We start from the raw sequence: 21,573 nt of genomic DNA, 5'->3' as shown, positions 1-21,573 counted from the left end.
CGGCCCTCGCACATCGCTCAGGCTCACCCCGGGACGGGCGATCATCCTTGCGTTCGGTGCCGTGCTCGCGGTGGGGACGGGTCTGCTCAGTCTTCCGATGGCGACCCAGGGGCGCAGTGCGACGTTCCTGGAGGCCCTGTTCACGGCCACCAGCGCCCTGTGCGTGACCGGGCACGTCGTGGTGGACACGCCGACGTTCTGGTCGCCCTTCGGTCAGGTCGTCATCATGGTGCTCATCCAGATCGGCGGCTTCGGCGTGATGTCGCTCGCGACCCTCCTCGGGCTGCTCGTCGCACGGCGACTGGGCCTGCGCACGCGTCTGACGGCGGTCAGCGAGACGCACACGGTCGCCGTCGGCGACGTGCGCCGTGTCCTGCTCGGCGTCGCCGCGATCACCGTGGTGATCGAGGTCTGCGTCGCGCTCCTGCTCGCGGCGCGGTTCGGCCTGGCGTACGGCGAACCGTTCGCCCGGGCGCTCTGGCTCGGCGCGTTCCACGCCGTCTCCGCGTTCAACAACGCCGGCTTCGCCCTGTTCAGCGACAACCTGATGTCGTTCGCGACCGACCCCTGGATCATCCTGCCGATCTGCGGCGCGATCATCCTCGGAGGCCTCGGCTTCCCCGTGATCATGGAACTGCGTCGCCGCATCCGTTTCCCGCGGCGGTGGACGCTGAACACCGTGACGGTCGTCTCCGGCACGCTCTTCCTTCTCGTGGCCGGCGCCGTCGTGCTGACGGTGCTGGAATGGTCCAATCCGGCGACCCTGGGATCGATGGACCCGGCCGGCCGTCTCCTCGCCGGCTTCTCGATGTCGGTGATGCCGCGCACCGCCGGGTTCAACGCCATCGACGTCTCCCAGATGCACGGGGCGAGCTGGTACGTGACCGACATCCTCATGTTCATCGGCGGCGGACCCGCGGGAACGGCCGGCGGGCTGAAGATCACGACGTTCGCGGTGCTGCTGTTCATCATCGTGGCCGAACTCCGCGGCGACACCGCGGTGAACATGTTCGGCAAGAGACTTCCGCGTTCGACCCACCGCGAGGCCCTCACGGTGGCGCTGCTCTCGCTGGCCCTGGTGGTGGGATCGACCCTCGCGATCATGGTGATGAGTCCGTTCGGCCTCGATCGGGTCCTGTTCGAGGTGATCTCGGCATTCGCCACGGTCGGCCTGTCGACGGGGATCACCGCCGACCTCCCGGCGGCCGCGCAGCTCCTCCTCATCCTCTTGATGTTCATCGGCCGTCTCGGCCCCGTCCTTCTCGGCACCGCTCTGGCGCTGGCCCGAGAGAAACGCATGTACGAACTCCCGAAGGAGCGTCCGATCATTGGATAACGCAGCCCCCTTCTTCCGTCGTCGGAGGATGCGCGAGAACGCGTCCGCCATCGCCGTCATCGGACTCGGACGCTTCGGCGGCTCCCTCGCCGTCGAACTGGCCCGTTCGGGAACCGAGGTGCTCGGTATCGACACCGACGAGGACATCGTGCAGTCGATGAACGGCGTGCTCACCCACGTCGTCCGGGCGGACTCCACCAAGCAGGTGGCTCTGGAGCAGCTCGGCGTCCTGGACTTCGACCGGGTCGTGGTCGGCATCGGCACCGACATCCAGGCCAGCATCCTCACGACCTCGCTGCTGAAGCGCATGGGCGTGCGATCGATCTGGGCGAAGGCGATCAGCGAGCAGCATGGCCTGATCCTCGAGCAGCTCGGCATCGAGCACGTGGTCTACCCCGAGGCCGACATGGGGCGTCGCATCGCGCACCTCGTGCGCGGGGCGATGCTCGACTACGTCGAGTTCGACAAGGACCTCGTGGTCGCGAAGACCGTCGCTCCGGAGGAGCTCGTCGGGATGACGCTGCAGCAGGCCGCGGTGCGCCGCCGCCACGGCGTGACGATCGTGAAGATCAAGGGAGCCGATGGCGAGTGGCGACCGGCGGGTGCGGATTCGGTGATCGCCGCGGGCGACCTGCTCATCGTGATCGGACCCGTGGAACGCACCGAGCGTTTCGCCGCCCTGGTCTGATCGGCGACGCCGGGCGGCGCGGGCCGTCGGCGGCCCGGACGCCTCGGACGGGTCAGCCGAAGATCAGCGACAGCACCGTCGCGCCGCCGCCGGTGAGGACGAGGGCGCCGATCACGACCCACGCGGTGATCTTGACGCGGCGCTGTCGGCGCGCGTCGAAGCCCGCCATGTCATCGTCGTGATCGGTCATCGGCGACTCCTTTCGTGGGGCGGGTGACCCGGAACGGCTCAGGCGACGGGCTCGGTGACCGTCGGGCCGAAGACGCCCGGAAGCGTCTCGGTCGACAGGCGGCGCAGCTCCGACACGGGGACGGTGAACACGTCCTGGATCTCCAGCGTCGCCTCGGCGCCCGGCTCGACGTCGGTCACGCCGATGCGCAGCACCGGGTAGCCGCGACCGTCGCAGAGGCCGCGGAACTTCACGTCCTCTTCGCGCGGCACGCTCACGAGCACGCGACCGGTCGACTCGCTGAACAGGGCGGCGGTGGCATCCACTCCGTCACGTTCCATGAGCTCGGTCAGCCACACGCGCGCGCCGACGCCGAAGCGCATCACGCCTTCGGCGAGGGCCTGGGCGAGGCCGCCCGACGAGAGGTCGTGCGCGCTCGAGACGAGCGACTGCGATCCCGCGGCCTGCAGCAGTTCGGCGAGCTTGCGCTCCTGCGCGAGGTCGACCTTCGGCGGACGACCGCCGAGGTGGTCGTGGATGGTGCCGGCCCACTGCGAGCCGTCGAGCTCGTCGGCGGTGACGCCCAGCAGATACAGGTTCTCGCCGGCATCCTGCCACCCGCTGGGGATGCGCGCGGCGACGTCGTCGATGATGCCCAGGACACCCACGACGGGGGTCGGGTGGATCGGCTGGTCGCCGGTCTGGTTGTAGAACGACACGTTGCCGCCCGTGACCGGGATGCCGAGCTCGAGGCATCCATCGGAGAGACCCTCGACGGCCTGGCTGAACTGCCACATGACCTCGGGGTTCTCGGGGCTGCCGAAGTTGAGGCAGTCGGTGACGGCGGTGGGCACCGCTCCGGTGACCGCGACGTTGCGGTACGCCTCGGCCAGGGCAAGCTTGGCGCCGTTGTACGGGTCGAGCTGGTTGTAGCGGCCGTTGCAGTCGGTCGCGATCGCGAAGCCGAGCCCGGTCTCCTCGTCGACGCGGATCATGCCGGCGTCGTCGGGGAAGCTCAGCGCCGTGTTGCCGAGCACGTAGTAGTCGTACTGGTTCGTGATCCACGAGGTGTCGGCGAGGTTGGGGCTCGCGACCAGCGTGGTGAACTGCTCGCGGAGCGTGTCGTTGTCGGTCGCGCGGGGCAGCGTCGCGGCCGAGTCTTCGTTCAGCGCGTCGATCCACGTCGGGTACGCGACGGGACGCTCGTACACCGGGCCGTCGACCGCGACGGTCGAGGGGTCGACGTCGACGATGCGTTCGCCGTACCAGTCGATGACGAGCCGGCCGTCGCCGGTGACCTCGCCGAGCACGCTCGTCTCGACGTCCCACTTGCCGACGACGGCGAGGAACGCGTCGAGCTTCTCGGGCGCGACGATCGCCATCATGCGCTCCTGCGACTCCGACATGAGGATCTCTTCGGGCGTGAGCGACGGGTCGCGCAGCAGCACCTTCGACAGCTCGACCTTCATGCCGCTGTCGCCGTTGGCGGCCAGCTCGCTCGTGGCGCACGAGATGCCCGCGGCCCCGAGGTCTTGAATCGCCTCGACCAGGTCGTCGCGGTACAGCTCGAGGCAGCACTCGATGAGCACCTTCTCGGCGAAGGGGTCGCCCACCTGCACCGCGGGACGCTTGGTGGGTCCGCCGTCGGCGAAGGTGTCGGATGCCAGGATGCTCGCGCCGCCGATGCCGTCGCCGCCCGTGCGGGCGCCGAACAGCACGACCTTGTTGCCCACGCCCGTGGCGTTGGCGAGCTTGATGTCTTCGTGGCGCATGACGCCGACCGCGAGGGCGTTGACGAGCGGGTTGCCCTGGTAGACGGCGTCGAACACCGTCTCGCCGCCGATGTTGGGCAGGCCCAGGCAGTTGCCGTAGAACGAGATGCCGCTCGTGACGCCGTGCACGACGCGCGGGGTGTCCGGGTGGTCGATGGCACCGAAGCGCAGCTGGTCCATCACCGCGACGGGGCGGGCGCCCATCGAGATGATGTCGCGGACGATGCCGCCGACGCCGGTGGCCGCACCCTGGAACGGCTCGATGTAGCTCGGGTGGTTGTGCGACTCGACCTTGAACGTGACCGCCCAGCCGTCGCCCACGTCGACGACGCCGGCGTTCTGGCCCATGCCCACCATGAGGCGGGTCTTCATCTCGTCGCTGACCTTCTGGCCGAACTGGCGCAGGTAGATCTTGCTGGACTTGTAGGAGCAGTGCTCGCTCCACATGACCGAGTACATCGCCAGCTCGCCGCTGGTGGGGCGGCGGCCGAGGATCTCGCGGATCTTCGCGTACTCGTCGTCCTTGAGGCCGAGCGCGCCGTACGGCTGGTCCTTCTCGGGGGTCGCGATCGCGTTCTCGACGGTGTCGGCGAGAGCGGTACGGGCGGCGGGGTTCGGGGTGGTCACGCGGCTGAGCTCCAAGAATCGCAGGGGCCGGACGGGGACAGTCTAGTTGGGCGTGTCGCCGGGCGCGGCGGGGCGGAGCGGCGGCCCCGGCTGCGGCGGGGCGCTCGGGTGCGGAGTGACCGCCGGGTGGCGTGCCGTCGTGCGGAGTCGGTGGACGACACGCCGGTGTGGGGCGGTGTGGGGCGGCGTGTCTCGCGAGATCTCCGCTGCACGGCCCGGCCACGTCCGCGGCGCGGATGGCGGAGTGCTCGCTGTGACCCGTCCCTCACTCCGCGAGGTGGACGACCTCCCGGTTCCGCCAGTGACCGATCGCGCTCAGCACGACACCGACGAGCGCCCACGCGGCCAGGACGAGCCAGGGCTGTGTCGTGTCCGCCGCGGGGAAGTAGCCGAGGCCGCGGATGAGCGTCGCGGAGGCCCCCGGGACGAAGAACTGTCCGACTCCGCCCCACGGCGCCGCGAGGAACTGGACGGGCATGCTGGTCGCCGACAGCGGGTTGCCGATCAGCATCGTCGTCACGGCGCCGACCGCGATGCCGGGAGGGCCGATGAGCGCGTTGAGACCCACGATGAACGACGCGGTGCCGAGCATGGCGAGGGCGTTGCCCGCGATGAGGGGGAGGGCATCGCCGGGCAGGATGCCGAACCACGTGTGCGCGATGAGGGTGACGGCGGTTCCCGCGACGGCCGCGTAGACGACGAGCGCCGTGATCCGTCGGGCGACCCCGGTCACGAGCATGGAGATCAGGATGCCACCCGCGAGGCCCCCCAGGACGAGAGGGAAGCCGATCGCGACGATTCCTGCACCGTTGGGGTCGGCGTCGATCAGGGGCACGACGTCGGTGACGGTGACCGTGACGGCCGTGGGGTTCTGGCCGGCCGAGGCGAGGCGCGCGGACACCTGTGCCTGCAGACCCTGTGCCACCCCCCGGAGTGCCGTCGCCACCGCGGGGCTGGCCGCCGTCGCGAGGAGGACCTCGGGCTGCTGCCCGGTGACGACGGCGCCGTAGACCTCTCGTCGCTCGATCGCGTCGACCGCGGCGTCCCGGCTGTCGGAGGTCGTCGGGGCGAACACGCCGTCGGCCTTCTCGGTGAGCCCGGTTTCGACCTGCGCGACCGCGATCGGATCGCCGACGATGGCGAGCGGGATGTCTTTCGCGGATGCCGTGGCCACCGGCCACAGGAAGGCGAGGACGATCAGCGTGACGACGGCCGCCGCGCCGACGGCGATGGCGAGGGAGCGGGCCCAGTGGGTGGGCGGATCGGTGGGCGTGGCCACGAAGACCTCCAAAAAGAATGCGCGTTCTGTGTGTGACTATACAGAACGGGTACTCTGTTTGCATGCCGAGACTCACCGAAGCGTCCTCGCAGGCCCGCCGCGATGAGATCGTCGCCGCCGCGATCCGGGTGATGGAGCGCAAGGGACTCACGCGCACGGCGATCGCCGACATCTCCGCCGAGTCCGGGCTCTCGACGGGGTCGATCTACTCGCACTTCGAGAGCAAGGCGCAGATCGCGCTCTACGCCGCGAACACCGTGATCGGGGCTCGGGAGGCGAACATCGCCGCCTCCGATGCGGCGCCGCGCTCGCCGCTGGATCTCGTGGCCGGCTTCCTCCGCGGATTCGACGACGGAACCCCCGCCTCCGTCGTCCTGCAGATGTGGGCGGAAGCCGCGATCGACCCCGAGATGAGGCAGCTGATCACCCACATCGTGGGACGCATCCGCCGTGCCTACGAGGAGGCCCTCGGCCCGTGGGTGGCCGAGCATCCCGGCACGGATGCCGCCGACCTGAGCCTCCACATGGTCGCGCTCGCGCAGGGGTACATCGTCCAGCGGGCGTTCGGGGTGAGAGTGACGTTTGAGGAGTACTCCGCCGGTCTGCGCGCGGTGCTCGGGGCCGCACCCACGGCGTGAACCGGCGACGGCGCTCGCGCCGCGCGGCGGCATCCGGTCAGGCGGTCTTCGCCACCCGCACGCGCAGGCTCTTCATCAGCGGCTGGTCGCTCTGACGGCTGTAGTCGTCGGGGCCGAGCAGCACGTTCATCTCGGGGAAGTACCCGGCGGCGCTCCCGCGCGGGGTGTCGTACTCGAGCGCGCGGAACGCCGTGATGCTCCGCACCGACCCGTCTCGCGAGGTCGCCACGATGTCGACGAGGTCGCCCTCGGCGATGCCGCGGTCGCGCATGTCCTTGCGGTTCATGAAGATGAGCTCGCGGATGTTGCGGACCCCGCGGTAGCGGTCGTCGGCCGAGTAGATCGTGGTGTTCCACTGGTCGTGCGAGCGCATGGTCTGCAGCACCAGCACATCGGAGTCGGCGGGGATCACGTCGGGCAGCTCGGCGGTGGAGAACTCCGCCTTGCCCGAAGGCGTGCGGAAGTCGCGCTCGCGCGCGGGCTGCGGGATGCGGAAGCCCCAGTGCTGTCGGACGAGTTCGTTGAAGCCCTCGAACCCGGGCAGCACCTTCGCCATGGTGTCGCGGATGCGGTCGTAATCGCCGACGTACCACTCCCACGGCGTCGCCGACTCGGGCATCGCCGCGCGCGCCATGCGGGCGATGATCGCCGGCTCGCTGAGCAGGTGCGGCGACGCGGGCTTGCGCGACCCGAGCGAGAGCATGACGGAGCTCATGGCATCCTCGGTCGAGATCGACTGCGGACCGGATTCCTGCTCGTCGCGTTCGGTGCGACCGAGGCACGGGAGGATCAGCGCCGCCTTGCCGTGCGTGAGGTGGCTGCGGTTGAGCTTCGTGCTCACGTGCACCGTGAGTTCGCAGCGGCTCATGCCCTCGGCCGTGAGCTTCGTGTCGGGAGCGGCCCGCACGAAGTTGCCGCCCATCCCGACGAAGACCTTGAGGTCGCCGCGGTGGAGGGCGGCGACTGTGTGCACGGTGTCGAGTCCGGGATCGCGGGGCGAGCGGATGCCGCACACCTCGTCGAGCTTCGCGAGCCACTCCTCCGTCGGCTTGTGGTTGATGCCGCACGTGCGGTTGCCCTGCACGTTGCTGTGGCCGCGCACCGGCGACGGCCCCGTGCCGAGCCGGCCGACGTTGCCGCGCAGGAGCAGCAGGTTGACGATCTCGCGCACGGTGTCGACGCCGTGCTCGTGCTGGCTGACGCCGAGGCACCAGCTGATCACGGTGCGCTCCGACGCGAGGTAGATGTCGGCCGCGGCGCGGATCTCGGTCTCGGTCAGCCCCGCCTGCGTGACCAGGGCGTCCCACGGGGTCGCCTCGACGAGCGCGCGGTACGCCTCGTAGTCGTGGGTGTAACCGTCGATGAAGGCCTGGTCGAGCACCGAGGGGTCGCGCTCGGCGGCCTCGAACACGACCTTCGCCATGCCGCGGATCAGCGCCAGGTCGCCGCCCGGGCGCACCTGCAGGTTGAGCGTGCTCGTCGGGTGGTCGTGGAACGTCGCCATGTCGACGATCTCGTGCGGCACGATCGTGCGCGTGGCGGCGACCTCGCGGAGCGGGTTCACGTGCACGACCTGCGCACCGCGCTCGACCGCTTCGGCGAGGCTCGTGAGCATGCGCGGCGCGTTCGAGGCTGCGTTGACCCCCAGCACGAACAGGGCGTCGCAGTTCTGCCAGTCCTCGAGGTCGGCGGTGCCCTTGCCGGTGGCGAGGGATGCCGTGAGCCCCCGGCCCGAGCCCTCGTGGCACATGTTCGAGCAGTCGGGGAGGTTGTTCGTGCCGAGTTCGCGCGCGAACAGCTGGTACAGGAACGACGCCTCGTTGCTCAGGCGACCCGAGGTGTAGAACGCGGCCTGGTCGGGGCTGTCGAGCCCTCGCAGGTGATCGGCGATCAACCGGAACGCGTCGTTCCACGAGATGGGGACGTAGTGATCGGTCGCGGCGTCGTACGCCATCGGTCCGACGAGTCGCCCGGCATCCTCGAGGGCGAAATCGGTCCACTCGGCGAGCTCGGAGACGGAGTGCGCGGCGAAGAACTCCTTGCCGACGCGCTTGTGGGTCATCTCCCACGTGACGTGCTTGATGCCGTTCTCGCAGATGTCGAGGGTCACACCCTTGTCGTCGGGCCACGCGCACCCGGGGCAGTCGAAACCGCTCTTCGGGTGGTTCATCGTGAACATCGCCTTGGTGCCGGCGATCGGCTGACGCTGCTCGAGCAGGACCTTGCCGACCGTGAGCGCGGCACCCCATCCGGCGGCCGGGTGCTCGTACTCGCCGGTACTCGCCCAGTCGCCCGTGACGGCGGGTCCGAGCCCGCCCTGACGCGGTGCGTCCTTCATCAGCCCGAACGCGTCACCCATGTTCACCCTCCGATGGTTTCGGCGCGGGAGCGGTGGCATCCACACACCGTGCGCCTTCGGTCAGCGTACGCCGGAGGTCTCGGCGAGTGCGGGGGTTGTGGACGGAACGATGATGCGATCCGGGCGTGTGTAGAGGTTCATGCTGCCGCCGCGGACGAATCCTGCGACGGTGAGTCCCGCGCGCTCGGCCAGTTCGATCGCGAGCGACGACGGTGCGGAGACGGCGGACAGGATCGGGATGCCGGCCATCACGGCCTTCTGCACGAGCTCGAAGCTCACGCGGCCGGACACCTGCAGCACGGTCCCGCGCAGGGGCAGGCGGTCGTTGAGCAGCGCCCACCCGACGACCTTGTCGACGGCGTTGTGCCGCCCGACGTCTTCCCGCACCACGAGCAGTTCGCCGGACGCGACGTCGAAGAGCGCCGCCGCGTGCAGCCCGCCCGTCTTCTCGAACACCTTCTGGCCCTCGCGGAGCCGATCGGGCAAGCCCGCCAGATCGACGGCGTCGACCCGGATGCCATCCCCCGACACGTCGTACGACGACACCTTCTCGACGGCCTCGATGGATGCCGTGCCGCACACGCCGCACGAACTCGTGGTGTAGAAGTTGCGGGCGATGTCGGGGGAGGGAAGCGTCACGCCGGGGGCCAGCGTGAGATCGAGGACGTTGTAGGTGTTGCCGTCGGCGCCGCCGGTGCCCGGCCCTCCGCAGTGGATCGCCCGCGCGAACTGGTCTCCGCGGTGGATGACGCCCTCGGACACGAGGAACCCGGCGGCGAGCTCGACGTCGTGGCCGGGCGTGCGCATCGTCACCGACAGCGGTGACCCGGCGACTCGGATCTCGAGCGGCTCCTCGACGGCGACGGCATCCGGCCGCTGTCTGTTCACGCCGTCGAGCGTGATGCGGGTGACGCGACGCGAGGCGGTCAGGCGTCCCATCTCAGGACCGGCCGTGCAACGAGGGGGACATGGGTCGAGCGTACGCCCGGGGTGCGACATCGGGGCGGGTGGGTGGGGCGCCGTCGGGGCCGGGTTCCCGGGCGCCGCGGTGTCCGACCCGTGTGGTGGAATGGCAGGGAACGGAGACGGAGGATCGGCATGTCGGCGAGAGCGGGGCGCGCACGCCGCGCGGCACGCGGGGTCTCCGCCGCCGTGCTCGCGACCTTCGTCGCGACCCTGTCGCACACCGTCGCCGCCGGTGAGCTGCCCGCCGTCCTGAACGTCGTCCTGGCCCTCAGCCTCGCGTCGCCCCTGTGCATCGCCCTCGTCGGACGCACCGTGTCGTGGTGGCGGTTGACGGCCGCGATCGCCGCCAGCCAGTTGCTGTTCCATTCGTTGCTGGCGCTCGACCTCAGCGGGGGCATCGCCGCGACCGGGCATCACACCGGTGCGACCGCGCTCGCCGAGGTGGCGGCATCCGGTCACTCGCACGGCCTCACGGGCACCGAATCGCCGTGGATGTGGGTCGCGCACGCGCTCGCCGCCGCCGTCACGGTGGTCGCGCTCGGCTCCGGTGAGCGGGCGCTGCGCGCGGTCGCCGGACTTCTGTCCGACACGTTCCGCGCCCTCGCGCCCGTCACGGCGCCGCGCCCCCGCGTCGCGCCGCGGATGCGTCCGGAGGCGCCGCTGCTCACGGTCCGCATGACCGTGCTGTCGGTGATGAGGCACCGGGGTCCGCCGCTCGCGGCGTAGTCCCCCTTCCTCTTCACCTCTTCGCGCTTCGGCGTGCGATCACGCCTGCGCACATCCAGAAAGCAGCCTTCATGTCCCGTTCCCTTTCGCGCGCCCTCGTGGGCGCGGCCGCCGGCCTCGCCCTCGCTCTGGGCGTGCCCCTCGCGGCATCCGCACACGTCACCGTCAACCCGAACACCGCCACGCCGGGCAGCTACGCCACGGTGAACTTCCGCGTCCCGACCGAGTCGGAGACGGCGTCGACCGTCAAGGTCGAGGTCACCCTCCCGACCGACACCCCGTTCACGGCGGTCCTCGTGCAGCCCGTTCCCGGCTGGACCGCGACCGTCGAGAGGGGCGCCCTGCCGGCGCCCGTCGAGATCGACGGCAACACCGTCACCGACGCCCCGCTGAAGATCGTGTGGCAGGCCGACCCCGGCGTGGGCATCGGTCAGGACCAGTTCCAGATGTTCTCGGCCGTGCTCGGACCCGTGCCCGACGCCGGACACGTCGTCCTCCCCGCGGTGCAGACGTACTCCGACGGCGAGGTCGTGAACTGGTCGGCCACGCCCGACGAGGTCGCCGCCGACGACACGCTCGAGCCCGCTCCGGTGCTCTACATCAACGACACGCCGCCGACCACGGGTCACGGGGCGAGCCACGGCTCCGCGACCGCCGCGCCCGCTGCCGACGACCACGACATGACCGCGGCGGCGTCCACGGACGGCTCCGCGGGCGCTGCGCTCGGGCTCAGCATCGCCGCGCTCGTGATCGCCGTCGGTGGCGCGGTGCTCGGCGCGGTGGCGTTCGCCCGTCGTTCGAAGAAGGCCTGATCGTGCGCGCGCTCACGGCGCCTCGGCGTCGAGCCGGCGTCCTCGGCCTCATCGTCGCCGCGGCCGCCGTGGGCGCCGCGTTCGGTGCAGCCCCGGCCGCGTCGGCGCACGACAGCCTCGTCTCGGCCACGCCGGCGGCGGACACGACGGTCTCGACCGCCGCGGACGTCACGCTCACCTTCAGCGCCAACCTCCTCGGCGCCGACGGCGGGAACGAGGTCATCGTGGTGGGGCCCGACGCCCGGCACTACGAGACCGACTGCACCGCGCTCGCCGGCCCGACGCTCACCACCCCGGTCGAGCTCGGGAATGCCGGCGAGTATCAGGTGACGTGGCGGGCGGTGTCGTCCGACGGCCACCCCGTCTCGGGCACCTACACGTTCTCGTACGCGCCCGCGGCGGGGGAGCCGGTCGGCACCGGCTCCGACGCGTCCCCGTGTGCGAACGTGGCGTCGCAGCAGGAGGAGGCGGCCCCGGATGCCTCGGCCCCCGCGGCCGCGCCGTCGGGCCTGGTGATCGGCCTGTCGGTCGGCGGCGTCGCGGTCATCGTCGTGGGCGTCGTCGTGGTGCTGCTCGTCCGGCCTCGCCGGAAAGGCGAGTCGGACTCCGAGTGACACGGGCGGGGAGGGGCTGCGGCTCCTCCCCGTTTCCGTCGGGACGTGGCATCCGGTGTGCACGACTCCGGCGGATCGGCGCGGGCCGGGGGTGGTTGTGCCGGAGTTGTGCGCGGCTCCGCCCGTTCCCGGGCGCGGAGGGTCAGCGCGTCGGCGAATCCAAGGTGCAGAGGTAGCGCTGGGTCATGCGGCGCTGGATCGCGCGGTTCACCGGCCACGCGAGGCGCGTGAACCAGCGGCCGGGGCGCGAGAACGCCGTGATCCTGAAGGTCACCTCGCCCGAGGGCGCCAGCGTCAGCTCGAAGCGTTCCTCGCCGCTCTCGGGGTGCCCGGGCAGCGATCCGTAGGCGAATCCGGCGTGCTCCTCGTCGCGCTCCGCCCACACGACCAGGCACGGGATGCCGAACGGCCCGAGCCGCATGTCGATGCGGGTCCCCACGCGTAGGGGCGTCTCGGACAGGCGCACGGTCGCGCCCGCCCGCCGTTGCACGTTCCCGCACAGCAGCGCGTCGGCGGCCTGCTCGAACGCGACCCGCCCGCGCCCGATCACGCGTTCCGCGCGGACGTGGTGGTACCCCGGCGGCAGCCGCCCTGCCGTCGCCCCGATCTCGGGGTAGGTCAGGTCGCTCATGCCGCACACGGTACTCGCGCCGCGGTCGAGTCGGGGAGCACCGACGCCGCCGTGGGCATTCTCCGCCCGTCCCGGACCCCTCGCTCGCCACGGCGACACGACCGGACCGGATGCCGAGACCCGACGCCTACGCTGAGGGGATGCCCCCGTCCGTGATCGCGGTGTCCGCGCACCTGGCCGCGATCCTGTCGGTCGTGGAGCCCTTCGCGCCGGAGGTCCGTCCGCTCGATCGGGCCCGTGGCCGGGTGCTGCGGCATCCCGTGCGCGCGGCGGTCGACGTGCCCGGCTTCGACAACTCCGCGATGGACGGCTTCGCCGTGCGGGTCGACGACGTCGCGACCGTCCCCGCGACGCTGCGGGTCGTCGCCGACCTCCCGGCCGGAACATCGCGGGATCCCGTGCTCCAGCCGGGCGAAGCGGCCCGGATCATGACCGGAGCGCCGGTCCCCACGGATGCCACGGCGGTCGTTCCGTTCGAGGACACCCGAGACGGACTCGACGGGTCGCTGTCCGGGACCGACGTGATCGTCGCGCCCCGCGGGCCCGGGGCGCACATCCGCCGCCGGGGGTCGGACACGCCGGCGGGCGAGCTCGTCGTCCCCGCGGGGGTGCGGCTGAACGCGGCGCGGATCGCCGCGATCGCGGCATCCGGGGTCGCCTCCGTCGTGGTTGCCCGGGCGCCGAAGGTGGCGGTGATCTCGACGGGGTCCGAACTCGTCGCGCCCGGAGTGCCGCTGCGGCACGGGCAGATCCCCGAGTCGAACAGCTTCCTGCTCGCCGGGCTCGCCGAGGAGGCGGGTGCCGAGGTCGTGCTCCGCGCGAGCGTCGGCGACGAAGGCGACGGGCCGCGTGCCTCGATCGCCGAGGCCGAGCGGCTCGGTGCCGACGTCGTCGTCTTCTCGGGTGGTGTGAGCGCGGGCGCGTACGAGGTCGTGAAGAACAGCCTCGGCGATCTGCTGTCGTTCGTGCAGGTGGCGATGCAGCCCGCCCGGCCACAGGGCTTCGGGCGGACTCCGGCGGGAACCCTGGTGTTCGGCCTGCCGGGCAATCCGGTCAGCGCGGCGGTGTCGTTCGAGGTGTTCGTGCGCCCAGCGCTGCGGGCGCTGGAGGGTGCGCCCGATGACGATCGCACGGTCGTCCGCGTGCCGCTCGCCGAGGGATGGCGCGTGCGCGCCGACCGCCTGCAGTACGTCCCCGTGCGGCTCGACCGGACAGATCCCGCCGCCTGGCGCGCCGTCCCGCCCGCGCCCGGAACCCGCGGCTCCACCCGCGGCCTCGGCGACGCGGACGGCTACGCCGTGATCCCGCCGGGCGAGCGCGACCTCGACCCCGGCGACCTCGTCGAGGTGAGGCTCGCGTGAGCCTCGACGCGATCCTGCTCGCGGGAGGCCGCGCCGCCCGCGTCGGCGGGGCGTCCAAGCCGCTGTTCCGTCTCGCCGGGGAAACGCTCCTCGGGCGTGCGGTCGAGGCCGCGCGCGGCGCGGGGGCGGCGCGGATCGTCGTGGCCGCCCCGATCCTCGACCCCGGGCTCGACGTGACCTGGGTGCGCGAGGAGCCGCCGTTCGGCGGACCCGTCGCCGCGACCGTCGCCGCGCTCGCCGCGGTCGACGCCGACGCGGTGCTTCTCCTCGCGTGCGATCTCGTCGATCCCGCCGCGGCGGTCACAACGTTGCCGCCGATCCCCGCCGACGTCCACGGGGTGTGCCTCGCCGATAACGGCCGACCCCAGTGGCTCACCGGCCGCTACCGGACTGCGGCGCTGCGGGAGGTGGCATCCGGAGTTCCGGACGGAGGACGGGATGCCGCGATGCGGACGCTGCTCGGGGCCTTGAGGGTCGCGTTCGTCGACGCGCCCGCGGCACTGTCGCGCGACATCGACACGTGGGACGATCTGACGGCGGCCGGGGGCTCGGCCGCGAGCAGCCCCGAGGAGGAGCCGTGACCGAGACCCGCACCCTGCCGCCCGAAGCGTTGAACGAGTGGAGCGCGGCGCTGGCCGAACGGTTCGGCCTCGCCGAGGGCGATGTGCCCATCGCGCTGATCCTGGACCTCGCGCGCGACGTCGCGAACGGTGTGGCCCGGCCCGCCGCTCCGCTCAGCGCCTTCGTCGCCGGCCTCGTCGCGGGGCGGGCCGGGGGGACGCCCGCCGACACCGAGGCCGCGGTCGCCGCGGTCGTGGAGCTCGCGAAGGGGTGGAACGCGGGCTGAACGGCCGGCGCCGTCATCCGGCGCCGATCACGTCGACCGCCATTCCGCCCGAAGCAGCCGTCAGGCGCGCATCGTTCGTCCAGAACGCCGTGCATCCTGCGCGCCGGGCGACGGCGAGGTGCAGCGCGTCCGCCGTCCGCAGCCCGCGGTGCCGCGCCCGGAGCCTTGCGGCGTCGAGATAGTCGTCATCGTGGATGCGGAGGAGCTCGAAGCGATCGAGGGCGCTCCACATGTCCGACTGCGACAGCGCATCCCTCTCTCGCATCGGGCCGACGAGGGCCTCGAGCATCACCAGCGGACTCGTCGCGAGCGGCTGGTCGGAGCCCGCGAGGGCGTCGCGGGCACGGCTGCCGATGCTGTCGTCGCGTTCGACGGCGTAGATCACGAGACAGCTGTCGACGTAGATCACGCCCTGTTCTCGGCGATGAGCGCCTCGATCTCGTCGACCGGCCGCGCTCGCTGGGGTGTCAGCGGGTTCTCCTCCAGCCACCGCGCGAACGCGTTCGTCGCCCGCGAAGGCGCGTCGTCGATGCGCACGATCCGGGCGACGGGGGTTCCGCGCCGCGCGATCGTGACTTCGATCCCGGACTCGGCATCGGCGATGAGCTGTGAGAGGCGGTTTCGTGCCTCCAGGACGTTGTACATCATGCGGGCAAGCTAGCCAGATTCCTGGCTAGGACGGAGGTTCAGGTGGATGCTTTCACCCGCACCCGCCGGAACTTCACGGCCCGACGTACTCGCCGCGGGGTCGAAGCCGCATCGCGGGCTCGGCGTACTCGGCGGCGATGTGCGCGATCCACCCGGCCGTCCGGCCCACGACGAACACGGTGGCGGGGGCGTCCTCGGGCAGCCGCGCGGCCGAGGCGAGGGCGGCCAGCGCGAAGTCGACGTTCGGCGCGAGGCGTGCACGGTCAGCGACGGCCGTGCGGAGCCGGCGCACGGCATCCATCGTCCCCTCCCCGTCCGGCAGGTCGGTGAGGAGCGGGAACAGGGCGTCGGCGCGATCGTCGACGCCACGGTAAAGCGGGTGACCGAAGCCCGGGATGCCGCTGCCGTCCTGCAGCGCCTCGGCCAGTGCCCGTTCGGGTTCCATGCCCCGGCGCACCCGGGTGAGGAGGCGCGCCGTGCGGGTGGCCGCGGAGATGTGCAGCGGGGAGTCGGCCGCACCGAGCGCGGCGCTGACGGCGGCGTACGCGTCCGCGCGGGCGGATGCCGCGGCTCGGGCCGCGAACGTCGACACCGCCAGATCATGGTCGATGAGCAGCACGAGCGCGGCGTTGACGGCCGTGACGACGGCGTCCGTCGGAGCGGGTGTCCAGGCGCCGACGAGCGCGCGGGCGAGATCGGTGTGGGGGTGACCACCCAGGGCGACGGGGAGTCCGGTGAGCAGCGTCCAGCCGATGCGGTGGGCGGTCTCCGCGGTCGCATCCCGGCGGAGCGGATCGTCGGCGGCGAACCCCGTCAGCGCCGCACGCAGACGGTCCATCGCCCCGGCGTGCAGCGGGAGCGCCTGCACCATCGCCCGGGCGCTGCCGATCGCGGTGTCGGGGGCGTCGACTCGCGCGTCGTCCCACAGCCACGCGACGACCTCGGCGAACGGCCGGTCGATCAGGTCGCGCGCACGCCGCCCCCGGTAGAGCAGCTCGTCGTCCTCGATGTCGGCGATGTCGGTGCGGATGACGCCCAGCGGCATCCCGGTCGTCGGACGTGTCGGCTGTGCGGCCGTGCGGCGACGCGCGGCGGCGAACGCCTCGACCTCGAGCGCGTCGAACGTCGACCCGCTCGCGTCGCGGGTGCGCGCGAGCAGCCCCCGCGAGACGTAGGCGTACAGCGTCGCCGGCTTGACGCCGAGGCGCGCGGCGGCTTGGACGGCGGTGAGACGGGGGAGGGAGGCAAGCACATTGATCCGATCAACGTTGACGGTGTGTTCGTCATGTTCGCACACTGAGCGCATGAGCGAGCTGATCGATGTCCCCCGCGGCCTGACCGGGGTCGTCGCGGCCGAAACCGCCATCGGCGACGTCGACGGCGAGGCCGGGATGTACCACTACCGCGGAATCCCCGCGGTCGACCTCGCGCGCGACCGCACGTTCGAAGACGTCTGGCAGCTGCTGGTCGTCGGGGAGCTTCCGGATGCCACCACCCGGGCCTCCTTCCTCGACCGCGTCGCCGCGGCCGCCGCGCATCCCGCGGTCGACGCCGTCGTCGACGCCGTCGTGGCCCGCACCGACGATCCGCTCACCGCGCTGCGCGCGGCGTGGCCGCTGCTGGCATCCGCCCGGGGCACGCGTCCGCTGTACGACCTCGATGAGGACGCGCGCCTCGACGACGCGATCGCGTTCGCGGCGGTCGCACCGCGCGTGATCGCCGCCGTCGCCCGCGGCGAGGATCCCGGGCCGACGGGGCCGGTCGTGTCCGGCTACCTCGCCGCGCTCACCGGCATCCATCCCGATCCCGCGCACGAACGGGCGCTCACGGCGTACCTCATCGCCGCGATGGACCACGGTTTCAACGCCTCGACGTTCACCGCGCGGGTCATCGCCTCGACCGGTGCCGACATGGCCGCGTGCCTCACCGGCGCGCTCGGCGCCCTGTCCGGACCGCTGCACGGCGGAGCGCCCGCGCGGGCGCTGGAGAGCCTCGATCGCGCGGGCGACGACCCCGAGGCGTGGATCGGCGCGGAGCTCACCGCCGGCCGTCGGCTGATGGGTTTCGGTCACGCGGTGTACCGCACGACCGACCCGCGGTCCGCGCTGCTTCGCGAGGTCGCGGAGGGCTTCGGGGGCCCGCGGGTCGCGCAGGCGCTGGCGTTCCAGGGCACGGCCGAACGGCTCCTCGCCCGGCACAAGCCCGACCGCCCGCTGCACGCCAACGTGGAGTTCTACGCCGCCGTCGTGATGGAGGAGTGCGGCATCCCGCCCGAGATGTTCACGCCCACCTTCGCCCTGGCCCGGACCGTGGGCTGGACCGCGCACGTGCTCGAGCAGGCCCGCGACCCGAAGATCATCCGCCCGTCCGCGCGGTACGTCGGGCGGCCGCTCGCGTAGGTCGCTGCGGTGAGTGCGGTTCGCGCGCCCCATGACATTGAGTGTCCAAGACACGCCGTATCTGCACCGCGCCACACGGCGTGTCTTGGACACTCGACGGCTCGCGCAGCCGCAGAATCGCCGCGCGCGACGGCAACCCCCGGACGATCGGTGGGATGCCGCGGACGATCGGTCGGGCGCCGGAACCCACCGCCCGCGAGCATCGGAGCATGACCACCACTGCCCCGGTCCCCGTGACCGCACCGTCGCCCACGAGGTACGGCGGACTCGTCGTCCTCATGCTCCTGAGCTTCCTGCTCGTCACCGCCGAGTTCCTGCCGAACGGCGTGCTCACCGAGATGGCCGCGAGCCTCGGGATCAGCCCGGGCCAAGCGGGACAGACGGTGACCGTCACGGCGTTGGCCGGGCTCCTGGTCGCCCCGACGATCGGCATCCTGGTGCCCCGCCTCGACCGGCGCCTGCTGCTGACCGGTGCGGCGGCGGCCGCCGCGGTCTCCAGCGTCGTCGTCGCCCTCGCGCCGAGCTTGGCCGCGATCCTCGTGGCGCGGTTCCTGCTCGGCGCGGCGATCAGTACGTTCTGGTCGATGTCGATCCTCGCGGCGGCGACGCTGGCCGCCCCGGGACGTATCGGCCGGGCCGTGATGTTCACGTCGGCGGGTCTGTCGCTGGCCACGGTCGCGGGTGTGCCGCTCGGCGTCGCCCTCAGCGAGCTGCTCGACTGGCGGGTGACGTTCCTCGTCGTCGGCGTCGCCACCGCGGTCGTGGGCGTCGCGGTCCGCGCGGTGCTGCCTCCGGTACCGGCGGTGACGGTGTCGAGCCTCCGGATCCTCGGCGACACCCTGCTCCGGCCCGGCACTCTCGTCGGGATGGTCGGCCACGTGCTGGTGGTCCTCGGCCACTTCCTCGCCTACACGTACGTGCGTCTCTCGCTCGAACGGATGCCCGACATCGAACCCGGAACCGTCGTGCTGCTCCTCGCCGCCTTCGGTGTCGGCGGGTTCGTCGGCAACATCGTGGTCGGCATGGTCGTCGATCGGGCGTTCGGGCGGCTCGCGGTCGCCGGTCCGGTGGTGATCGCCGCCGCGATCGCGGTCGTCCTTCTCCTGCCCGGTACGCTCGCGGCGGTCGCCGTCGCCGTCGTGATCTGGGGCTTCTTCTTCTCCTCGTGGCTGATCATCGTGAACACGTGGGTCGGCAAGCGCATGCCCGACCGTCTCGAGGCCGGCGGGAGCCTCGTGGTCACGGGTTTCCAGCTCGCGATCGCGATCGCCGCGGGCGTCGGAGGGCTCCTCGTCGACACGGCCGGGATCGAGACGGTGGATGCCATCGGCATCCTGCTGCTCCTCGTCGGCGCCGCGCTGTTCGGGCTGTCGATGCGGCGCCGGGGTGCCGCCGGTATCCCTCGCTGAGTGCCCAGGACACGCGGATGCGGCGGTTCCCGGTCCGCGTGTCCTGAACACCGAATCGGGCGCGTCGGGTGGGCCTACGCCGTGACCGCGTGCGCTCGCCAGGCCGACGGTGCGACGCCGGTGCGGCGGCGGAACGCGCGGCGGAACCCCTCGTCGCTGGCGTAACCGAGGGCGCGCGAGACCTCCGACACGGAGGCTCCCGCCTCGAGCCGCCGCTGGGCTTCGCGGACGCGGACTTCGGTCACGTACCCCGCGGGTGAGCTTCCCATCGCTTCACGGAAACGCTCGGCAAACACGGTCCGCGACATCGCGGCCAGGGATGCCAGGTGGTCGATCGTCCAGTCGCGGCCCGGGTCGGCTTCGACTGCGGCAGCGACGCGCGCGAGGAACCGATCGGCGATCGGTGCCGGCCAGGTACCCGACGAGGCCCATGCCCGAACGGCTGACAGCAGCACCGAGCGGATCATGGACCGGCAGACGACCGAGTCGCCGGGCCGTTCGCACGACAGCGCGCCCGGGTGAGGGCCGAGGTTCCCGGCCAGCGCCGCGGCCGCGGGTTCGAGGCCGGCGAATCCGGTGACCAGCACGGTACCGGGGAGGGATGCCACCACCTCGGACGGCGTGATCTCGGCGGTGACGACGACCACCTCGGCGCCGGACTGCGACGAGAGCACGAGCGCGCGGCATCCGAGGGACATCACCGCATCACCCGCGAGGAGCGTGCGTCGCCCGCGGACGCGGCGTCCGTCGCCGGTCGGGGCGTCGACTTCGCAGCCGGCCCCGCCGGAGAGATCGCCCGTGATCTCTCCCGACACCAGATAGACCAGCGTCGCCGCACCGGTCGGCAGAACGATGTCGCCGCCCGCGGAGAGGGTGTGGCGCCGGGTCGAGCCGGTGCGCACGTCGAGGGAGGCGAGGGCGCGCTCGAGGGCGTCGGTCATGCTCTCCCGAACCGTCGCGCACCCTCGCGCATTCCGCGGGCGTGCGGGTGCCGGCGGTTGAGTGTCCAGGACACGCCGCATCGACGCTGCGCCATGCGGCGTGTCTTGGACACTCGATCGGAGGGGGGAGGAGGCGCGGGCGCGGCCGGCCGCGACGTCAGTTCAGGAAGAGCGCTCCGCCGAGCAGACCGATCGAGATCGACAGCAGGAACGCCGCGACGCCCGAGATGAAGCCGGCGGCGGCCAGTTCACGCGCCATGCGCGCGTTCAGACTCAGGATGCCGAGCACGAACGACACCAGTGCCAGGACCCAGATGCCCAGCTGGATCCAGAGGAACTGGTCGAGTTCGGCGACAGCGCTGACCGACACCAGGAAGATGTGCCAGCCGACCACGATCACGCCCGTGACGATCGCGATGATCGACACGGCGCGCAGGTCGCCCTTCGGCGTCGGGGGTGCGGGGGGCTGATCCCGCGGCGGCACGTTCAGCCCCGGCTCGAGGGAGTCGGGGAGTTCGTCGTCGGCCGGCATGGGTCGATCCTCGCAGGTTCGCGGGGCGGGGGCCACGATGTCGGGCGCCCCGCGTAGCTTGCGGGGATGAGAACGATCGGCGTCGACCTGGCCGCCGGGGTGCCCGGCACCGCCCTCGCCGAGATCGTCTGGTCGGGCGGCGGCGCCCGCCTCGCGCGGCTCGAGGTGGGCGTCGACGACGTCACGATCGTGGCATCCCTCGGCGACGACGGGTGGCTGGGGCTGGACTGTCCGCTCGGCTGGCCCGACGCGTTCGTCGACTTCGTGCGCGCGCATCACGTCGCCGGCGAGCCCGAGCTCGGCCCCGTCGACGGGGGCGCCGACTGGCGCCGCGGCCTGGTCTACCGGCGCACCGACGTCGTGGTGCGCGAACGGATCGGACGCTGGCCGCTGAGCGTCTCGACCGACCGCCTCGGCGTGACGGCGCTGCGCGGCGCGGGACTGCTGCGCCGACTCGCGGTCGGCGGCTTCCCCGTCGACCGTGCGGGGGAGGGGCGCCTGTTCGAGGTGTACCCCGGCGGCGCGCTCCGGATCTGGGGTTTCGACACCGCGAAATACCGCGTGGATGCCACCCGCCGGGCGGTTCTGCTCGCCGCGCTCCAGCGGCGCGCGCCGTGGTTCGACGCCGGTCCGTTCGCGGAGGTCGCGGTGGCATCCGCCGATGCGTTCGACGCGATGATCGCCGCACTGGCGACCCGGGCGGCGGCCCTCGGCCGCGTTTCCCGGCCGACGGCGGAGGATCTCGAGATCGCGCGCCGTGAGGGCTGGGTGGCGCTTCCCGACGGGGAGTTCGAGGAGCTCGCGCGGCCCTGACCCCAC

The 21,573-nt window shown here is 72.1% G+C and carries 23 protein-coding genes; 12 read left to right on the top strand and 11 right to left on the bottom strand.

Annotation, left to right across the window (positions count from 1 at the left end):
* Positions 1-61: 61 nt before the first annotated feature.
* Both BW982_RS09170 and BW982_RS09165 read left to right on the top strand, forming a co-directional pair.
* Complete coding sequence (locus BW982_RS09170) at positions 62-1,336, top strand: TrkH family potassium uptake protein (RefSeq protein ID WP_368483026.1); 1,275 nt, start codon at positions 62-64, stop codon at positions 1,334-1,336.
* Positions 1,329-2,024, top strand: a complete 696-nt coding sequence (locus BW982_RS09165; protein ID WP_368483025.1) for a potassium channel family protein — start codon at positions 1,329-1,331, stop codon at positions 2,022-2,024. The genes BW982_RS09170 and BW982_RS09165 overlap by 8 nt, the downstream gene beginning before the upstream one ends.
* A 52-nt stretch (positions 2,025-2,076) precedes the next feature.
* Here BW982_RS09165 and BW982_RS18200 read toward each other — a convergent pair whose 3' ends face one another.
* The 3 genes from BW982_RS18200 to BW982_RS09155 all read right to left on the bottom strand — a co-directional run bounded on the left by BW982_RS18200 (position 2,077) and on the right by BW982_RS09155 (position 5,871).
* Positions 2,077-2,214, bottom strand: a complete 138-nt coding sequence (locus tag BW982_RS18200) for a hypothetical protein (protein ID WP_175611072.1) — start codon at positions 2,212-2,214, stop codon at positions 2,077-2,079.
* Positions 2,215-2,252: 38 nt separating this feature from the next.
* A complete protein-coding gene (purL, locus tag BW982_RS09160; RefSeq protein ID WP_076492504.1) occupies positions 2,253-4,592 on the bottom strand; it encodes a phosphoribosylformylglycinamidine synthase subunit PurL in 2,340 nt (779 codons plus the stop codon).
* Positions 4,593-4,857: 265 nt separating this feature from the next.
* Complete coding sequence (locus BW982_RS09155; protein WP_139327387.1) at positions 4,858-5,871, bottom strand: hypothetical protein; 1,014 nt, start codon at positions 5,869-5,871, stop codon at positions 4,858-4,860.
* Between the two features lie 62 nt (positions 5,872-5,933).
* On the opposite strand from BW982_RS09155, the gene BW982_RS09150 reads away from it, so the two are divergent.
* Positions 5,934-6,509, top strand: a complete 576-nt coding sequence (locus BW982_RS09150; RefSeq protein ID WP_076492500.1) for a TetR/AcrR family transcriptional regulator — start codon at positions 5,934-5,936, stop codon at positions 6,507-6,509.
* A gap of 37 nt (positions 6,510-6,546) precedes the next feature.
* On the opposite strand, the gene BW982_RS09145 is transcribed toward BW982_RS09150, so the two are convergent.
* Together BW982_RS09145 and fdhD are read right to left on the bottom strand one after the other, a co-directional pair.
* Positions 6,547-8,868 carry an FdhF/YdeP family oxidoreductase gene (locus tag BW982_RS09145; RefSeq protein WP_139327436.1) on the bottom strand — a complete coding sequence of 774 codons (2,322 nt, stop codon included), beginning with the start codon at positions 8,866-8,868 and terminating at the stop codon, positions 6,547-6,549.
* A 60-nt stretch (positions 8,869-8,928) separates the two neighbouring features.
* Entirely contained in the window at positions 8,929-9,807 is an 879-nt protein-coding gene (gene fdhD / locus BW982_RS09140) for a formate dehydrogenase accessory sulfurtransferase FdhD (protein ID WP_076492498.1), read from the bottom strand.
* 159 nt (positions 9,808-9,966) lie between these two features.
* Between fdhD and BW982_RS09135 the strand changes: the two genes are divergently transcribed.
* The 3 genes from BW982_RS09135 (at position 9,967) to BW982_RS18195 (ending at position 11,986) form a co-directional block, all read left to right on the top strand.
* Positions 9,967-10,560 (top strand): hypothetical protein, encoded by a 594-nt coding sequence (locus tag BW982_RS09135; RefSeq protein WP_076492496.1) that lies wholly within the window; start codon positions 9,967-9,969, stop codon positions 10,558-10,560.
* 71 nt (positions 10,561-10,631) lie between these two features.
* Entirely contained in the window at positions 10,632-11,372 is a 741-nt protein-coding gene (locus BW982_RS09130) for a YcnI family copper-binding membrane protein (protein WP_076492494.1), read from the top strand.
* A gap of 2 nt (positions 11,373-11,374) precedes the next feature.
* Positions 11,375-11,986, top strand: coding sequence for a copper resistance CopC family protein (locus BW982_RS18195; RefSeq protein ID WP_175611071.1), 612 nt, complete (start codon positions 11,375-11,377; stop codon positions 11,984-11,986).
* A gap of 142 nt (positions 11,987-12,128) precedes the next feature.
* Here the strand turns inward: BW982_RS18195 and BW982_RS09120 are convergent, their stop codons facing one another.
* Positions 12,129-12,617, bottom strand: a complete 489-nt coding sequence (locus BW982_RS09120) for a DUF1990 domain-containing protein (protein ID WP_076492491.1) — start codon at positions 12,615-12,617, stop codon at positions 12,129-12,131.
* Positions 12,618-12,757: 140 nt separating this feature from the next.
* Here BW982_RS09120 and glp point away from each other — a divergent pair, with 140 nt between their 5' ends.
* From glp to BW982_RS17720, 3 genes are read left to right on the top strand one after another with little or no spacing between them, the layout of a single operon-like run.
* Positions 12,758-13,978, top strand: coding sequence for a molybdopterin molybdotransferase MoeA (gene glp, locus BW982_RS09115; protein ID WP_076492488.1), 1,221 nt, complete (start codon positions 12,758-12,760; stop codon positions 13,976-13,978).
* On the top strand, positions 13,975-14,559 hold the full coding sequence (locus BW982_RS09110) for a molybdenum cofactor guanylyltransferase (RefSeq protein WP_076492486.1): 585 nt from the start codon (positions 13,975-13,977) through the stop codon (positions 14,557-14,559). Before glp ends, BW982_RS09110 begins: the two co-directional genes overlap by 4 nt.
* Positions 14,556-14,825, top strand: coding sequence for a DUF6457 domain-containing protein (locus tag BW982_RS17720; protein WP_076492484.1), 270 nt, complete (start codon positions 14,556-14,558; stop codon positions 14,823-14,825). The genes BW982_RS09110 and BW982_RS17720 overlap by 4 nt, the downstream gene beginning before the upstream one ends.
* 13 nt (positions 14,826-14,838) lie before the next feature.
* Here BW982_RS17720 and BW982_RS09100 read toward each other — a convergent pair whose 3' ends face one another.
* The 3 genes from BW982_RS09100 to BW982_RS09090 form a co-directional block, all read right to left on the bottom strand.
* Entirely contained in the window at positions 14,839-15,234 is a 396-nt protein-coding gene (locus BW982_RS09100; protein WP_076492481.1) for a type II toxin-antitoxin system VapC family toxin, read from the bottom strand.
* Positions 15,231-15,473, bottom strand: a complete 243-nt coding sequence (locus tag BW982_RS09095) for a type II toxin-antitoxin system Phd/YefM family antitoxin (protein WP_076492479.1) — start codon at positions 15,471-15,473, stop codon at positions 15,231-15,233. Before BW982_RS09095 ends, BW982_RS09100 begins: the two co-directional genes overlap by 4 nt.
* A 73-nt stretch (positions 15,474-15,546) precedes the next feature.
* Positions 15,547-16,725 (bottom strand): citrate/2-methylcitrate synthase, encoded by a 1,179-nt coding sequence (locus tag BW982_RS09090; RefSeq protein WP_254845564.1) that lies wholly within the window; start codon positions 16,723-16,725, stop codon positions 15,547-15,549.
* 52 nt (positions 16,726-16,777) lie between these two features.
* Here BW982_RS09090 and BW982_RS09085 point away from each other — a divergent pair, with 52 nt between their 5' ends.
* Both BW982_RS09085 and BW982_RS09080 read left to right on the top strand, forming a co-directional pair.
* Positions 16,778-17,872 carry a citrate synthase gene (locus tag BW982_RS09085; RefSeq protein WP_076492473.1) on the top strand — a complete coding sequence of 365 codons (1,095 nt, stop codon included), beginning with the start codon at positions 16,778-16,780 and terminating at the stop codon, positions 17,870-17,872.
* Between the two features lie 209 nt (positions 17,873-18,081).
* Positions 18,082-19,281, top strand: a complete 1,200-nt coding sequence (locus BW982_RS09080; protein WP_076493609.1) for an MFS transporter — start codon at positions 18,082-18,084, stop codon at positions 19,279-19,281.
* Positions 19,282-19,355: 74 nt separating this feature from the next.
* On the opposite strand, the gene BW982_RS17450 is transcribed toward BW982_RS09080, so the two are convergent.
* Positions 19,356-20,222, bottom strand: coding sequence for a helix-turn-helix domain-containing protein (locus tag BW982_RS17450; RefSeq protein ID WP_083696607.1), 867 nt, complete (start codon positions 20,220-20,222; stop codon positions 19,356-19,358).
* A 157-nt stretch (positions 20,223-20,379) separates the two neighbouring features.
* On the bottom strand, positions 20,380-20,754 hold the full coding sequence (locus BW982_RS09070; protein WP_076492470.1) for a hypothetical protein: 375 nt from the start codon (positions 20,752-20,754) through the stop codon (positions 20,380-20,382).
* A 66-nt stretch (positions 20,755-20,820) separates the two neighbouring features.
* Between BW982_RS09070 and BW982_RS09065 the strand changes: the two genes are divergently transcribed.
* Positions 20,821-21,567: a DUF429 domain-containing protein gene (locus BW982_RS09065; protein ID WP_076492467.1), complete on the top strand. Its 747-nt coding sequence runs from the start codon at positions 20,821-20,823 to the stop codon at positions 21,565-21,567.
* The last annotated feature ends 6 nt before the right edge of the window (positions 21,568-21,573 follow it).

The organism is Microbacterium sp. RURRCA19A, assembly GCF_900156455.1.
GTDB lineage: Bacteria > Actinomycetota > Actinomycetes > Actinomycetales > Microbacteriaceae > Microbacterium.
This window is presented reverse-complemented; position numbering and strand designations above follow the sequence as displayed.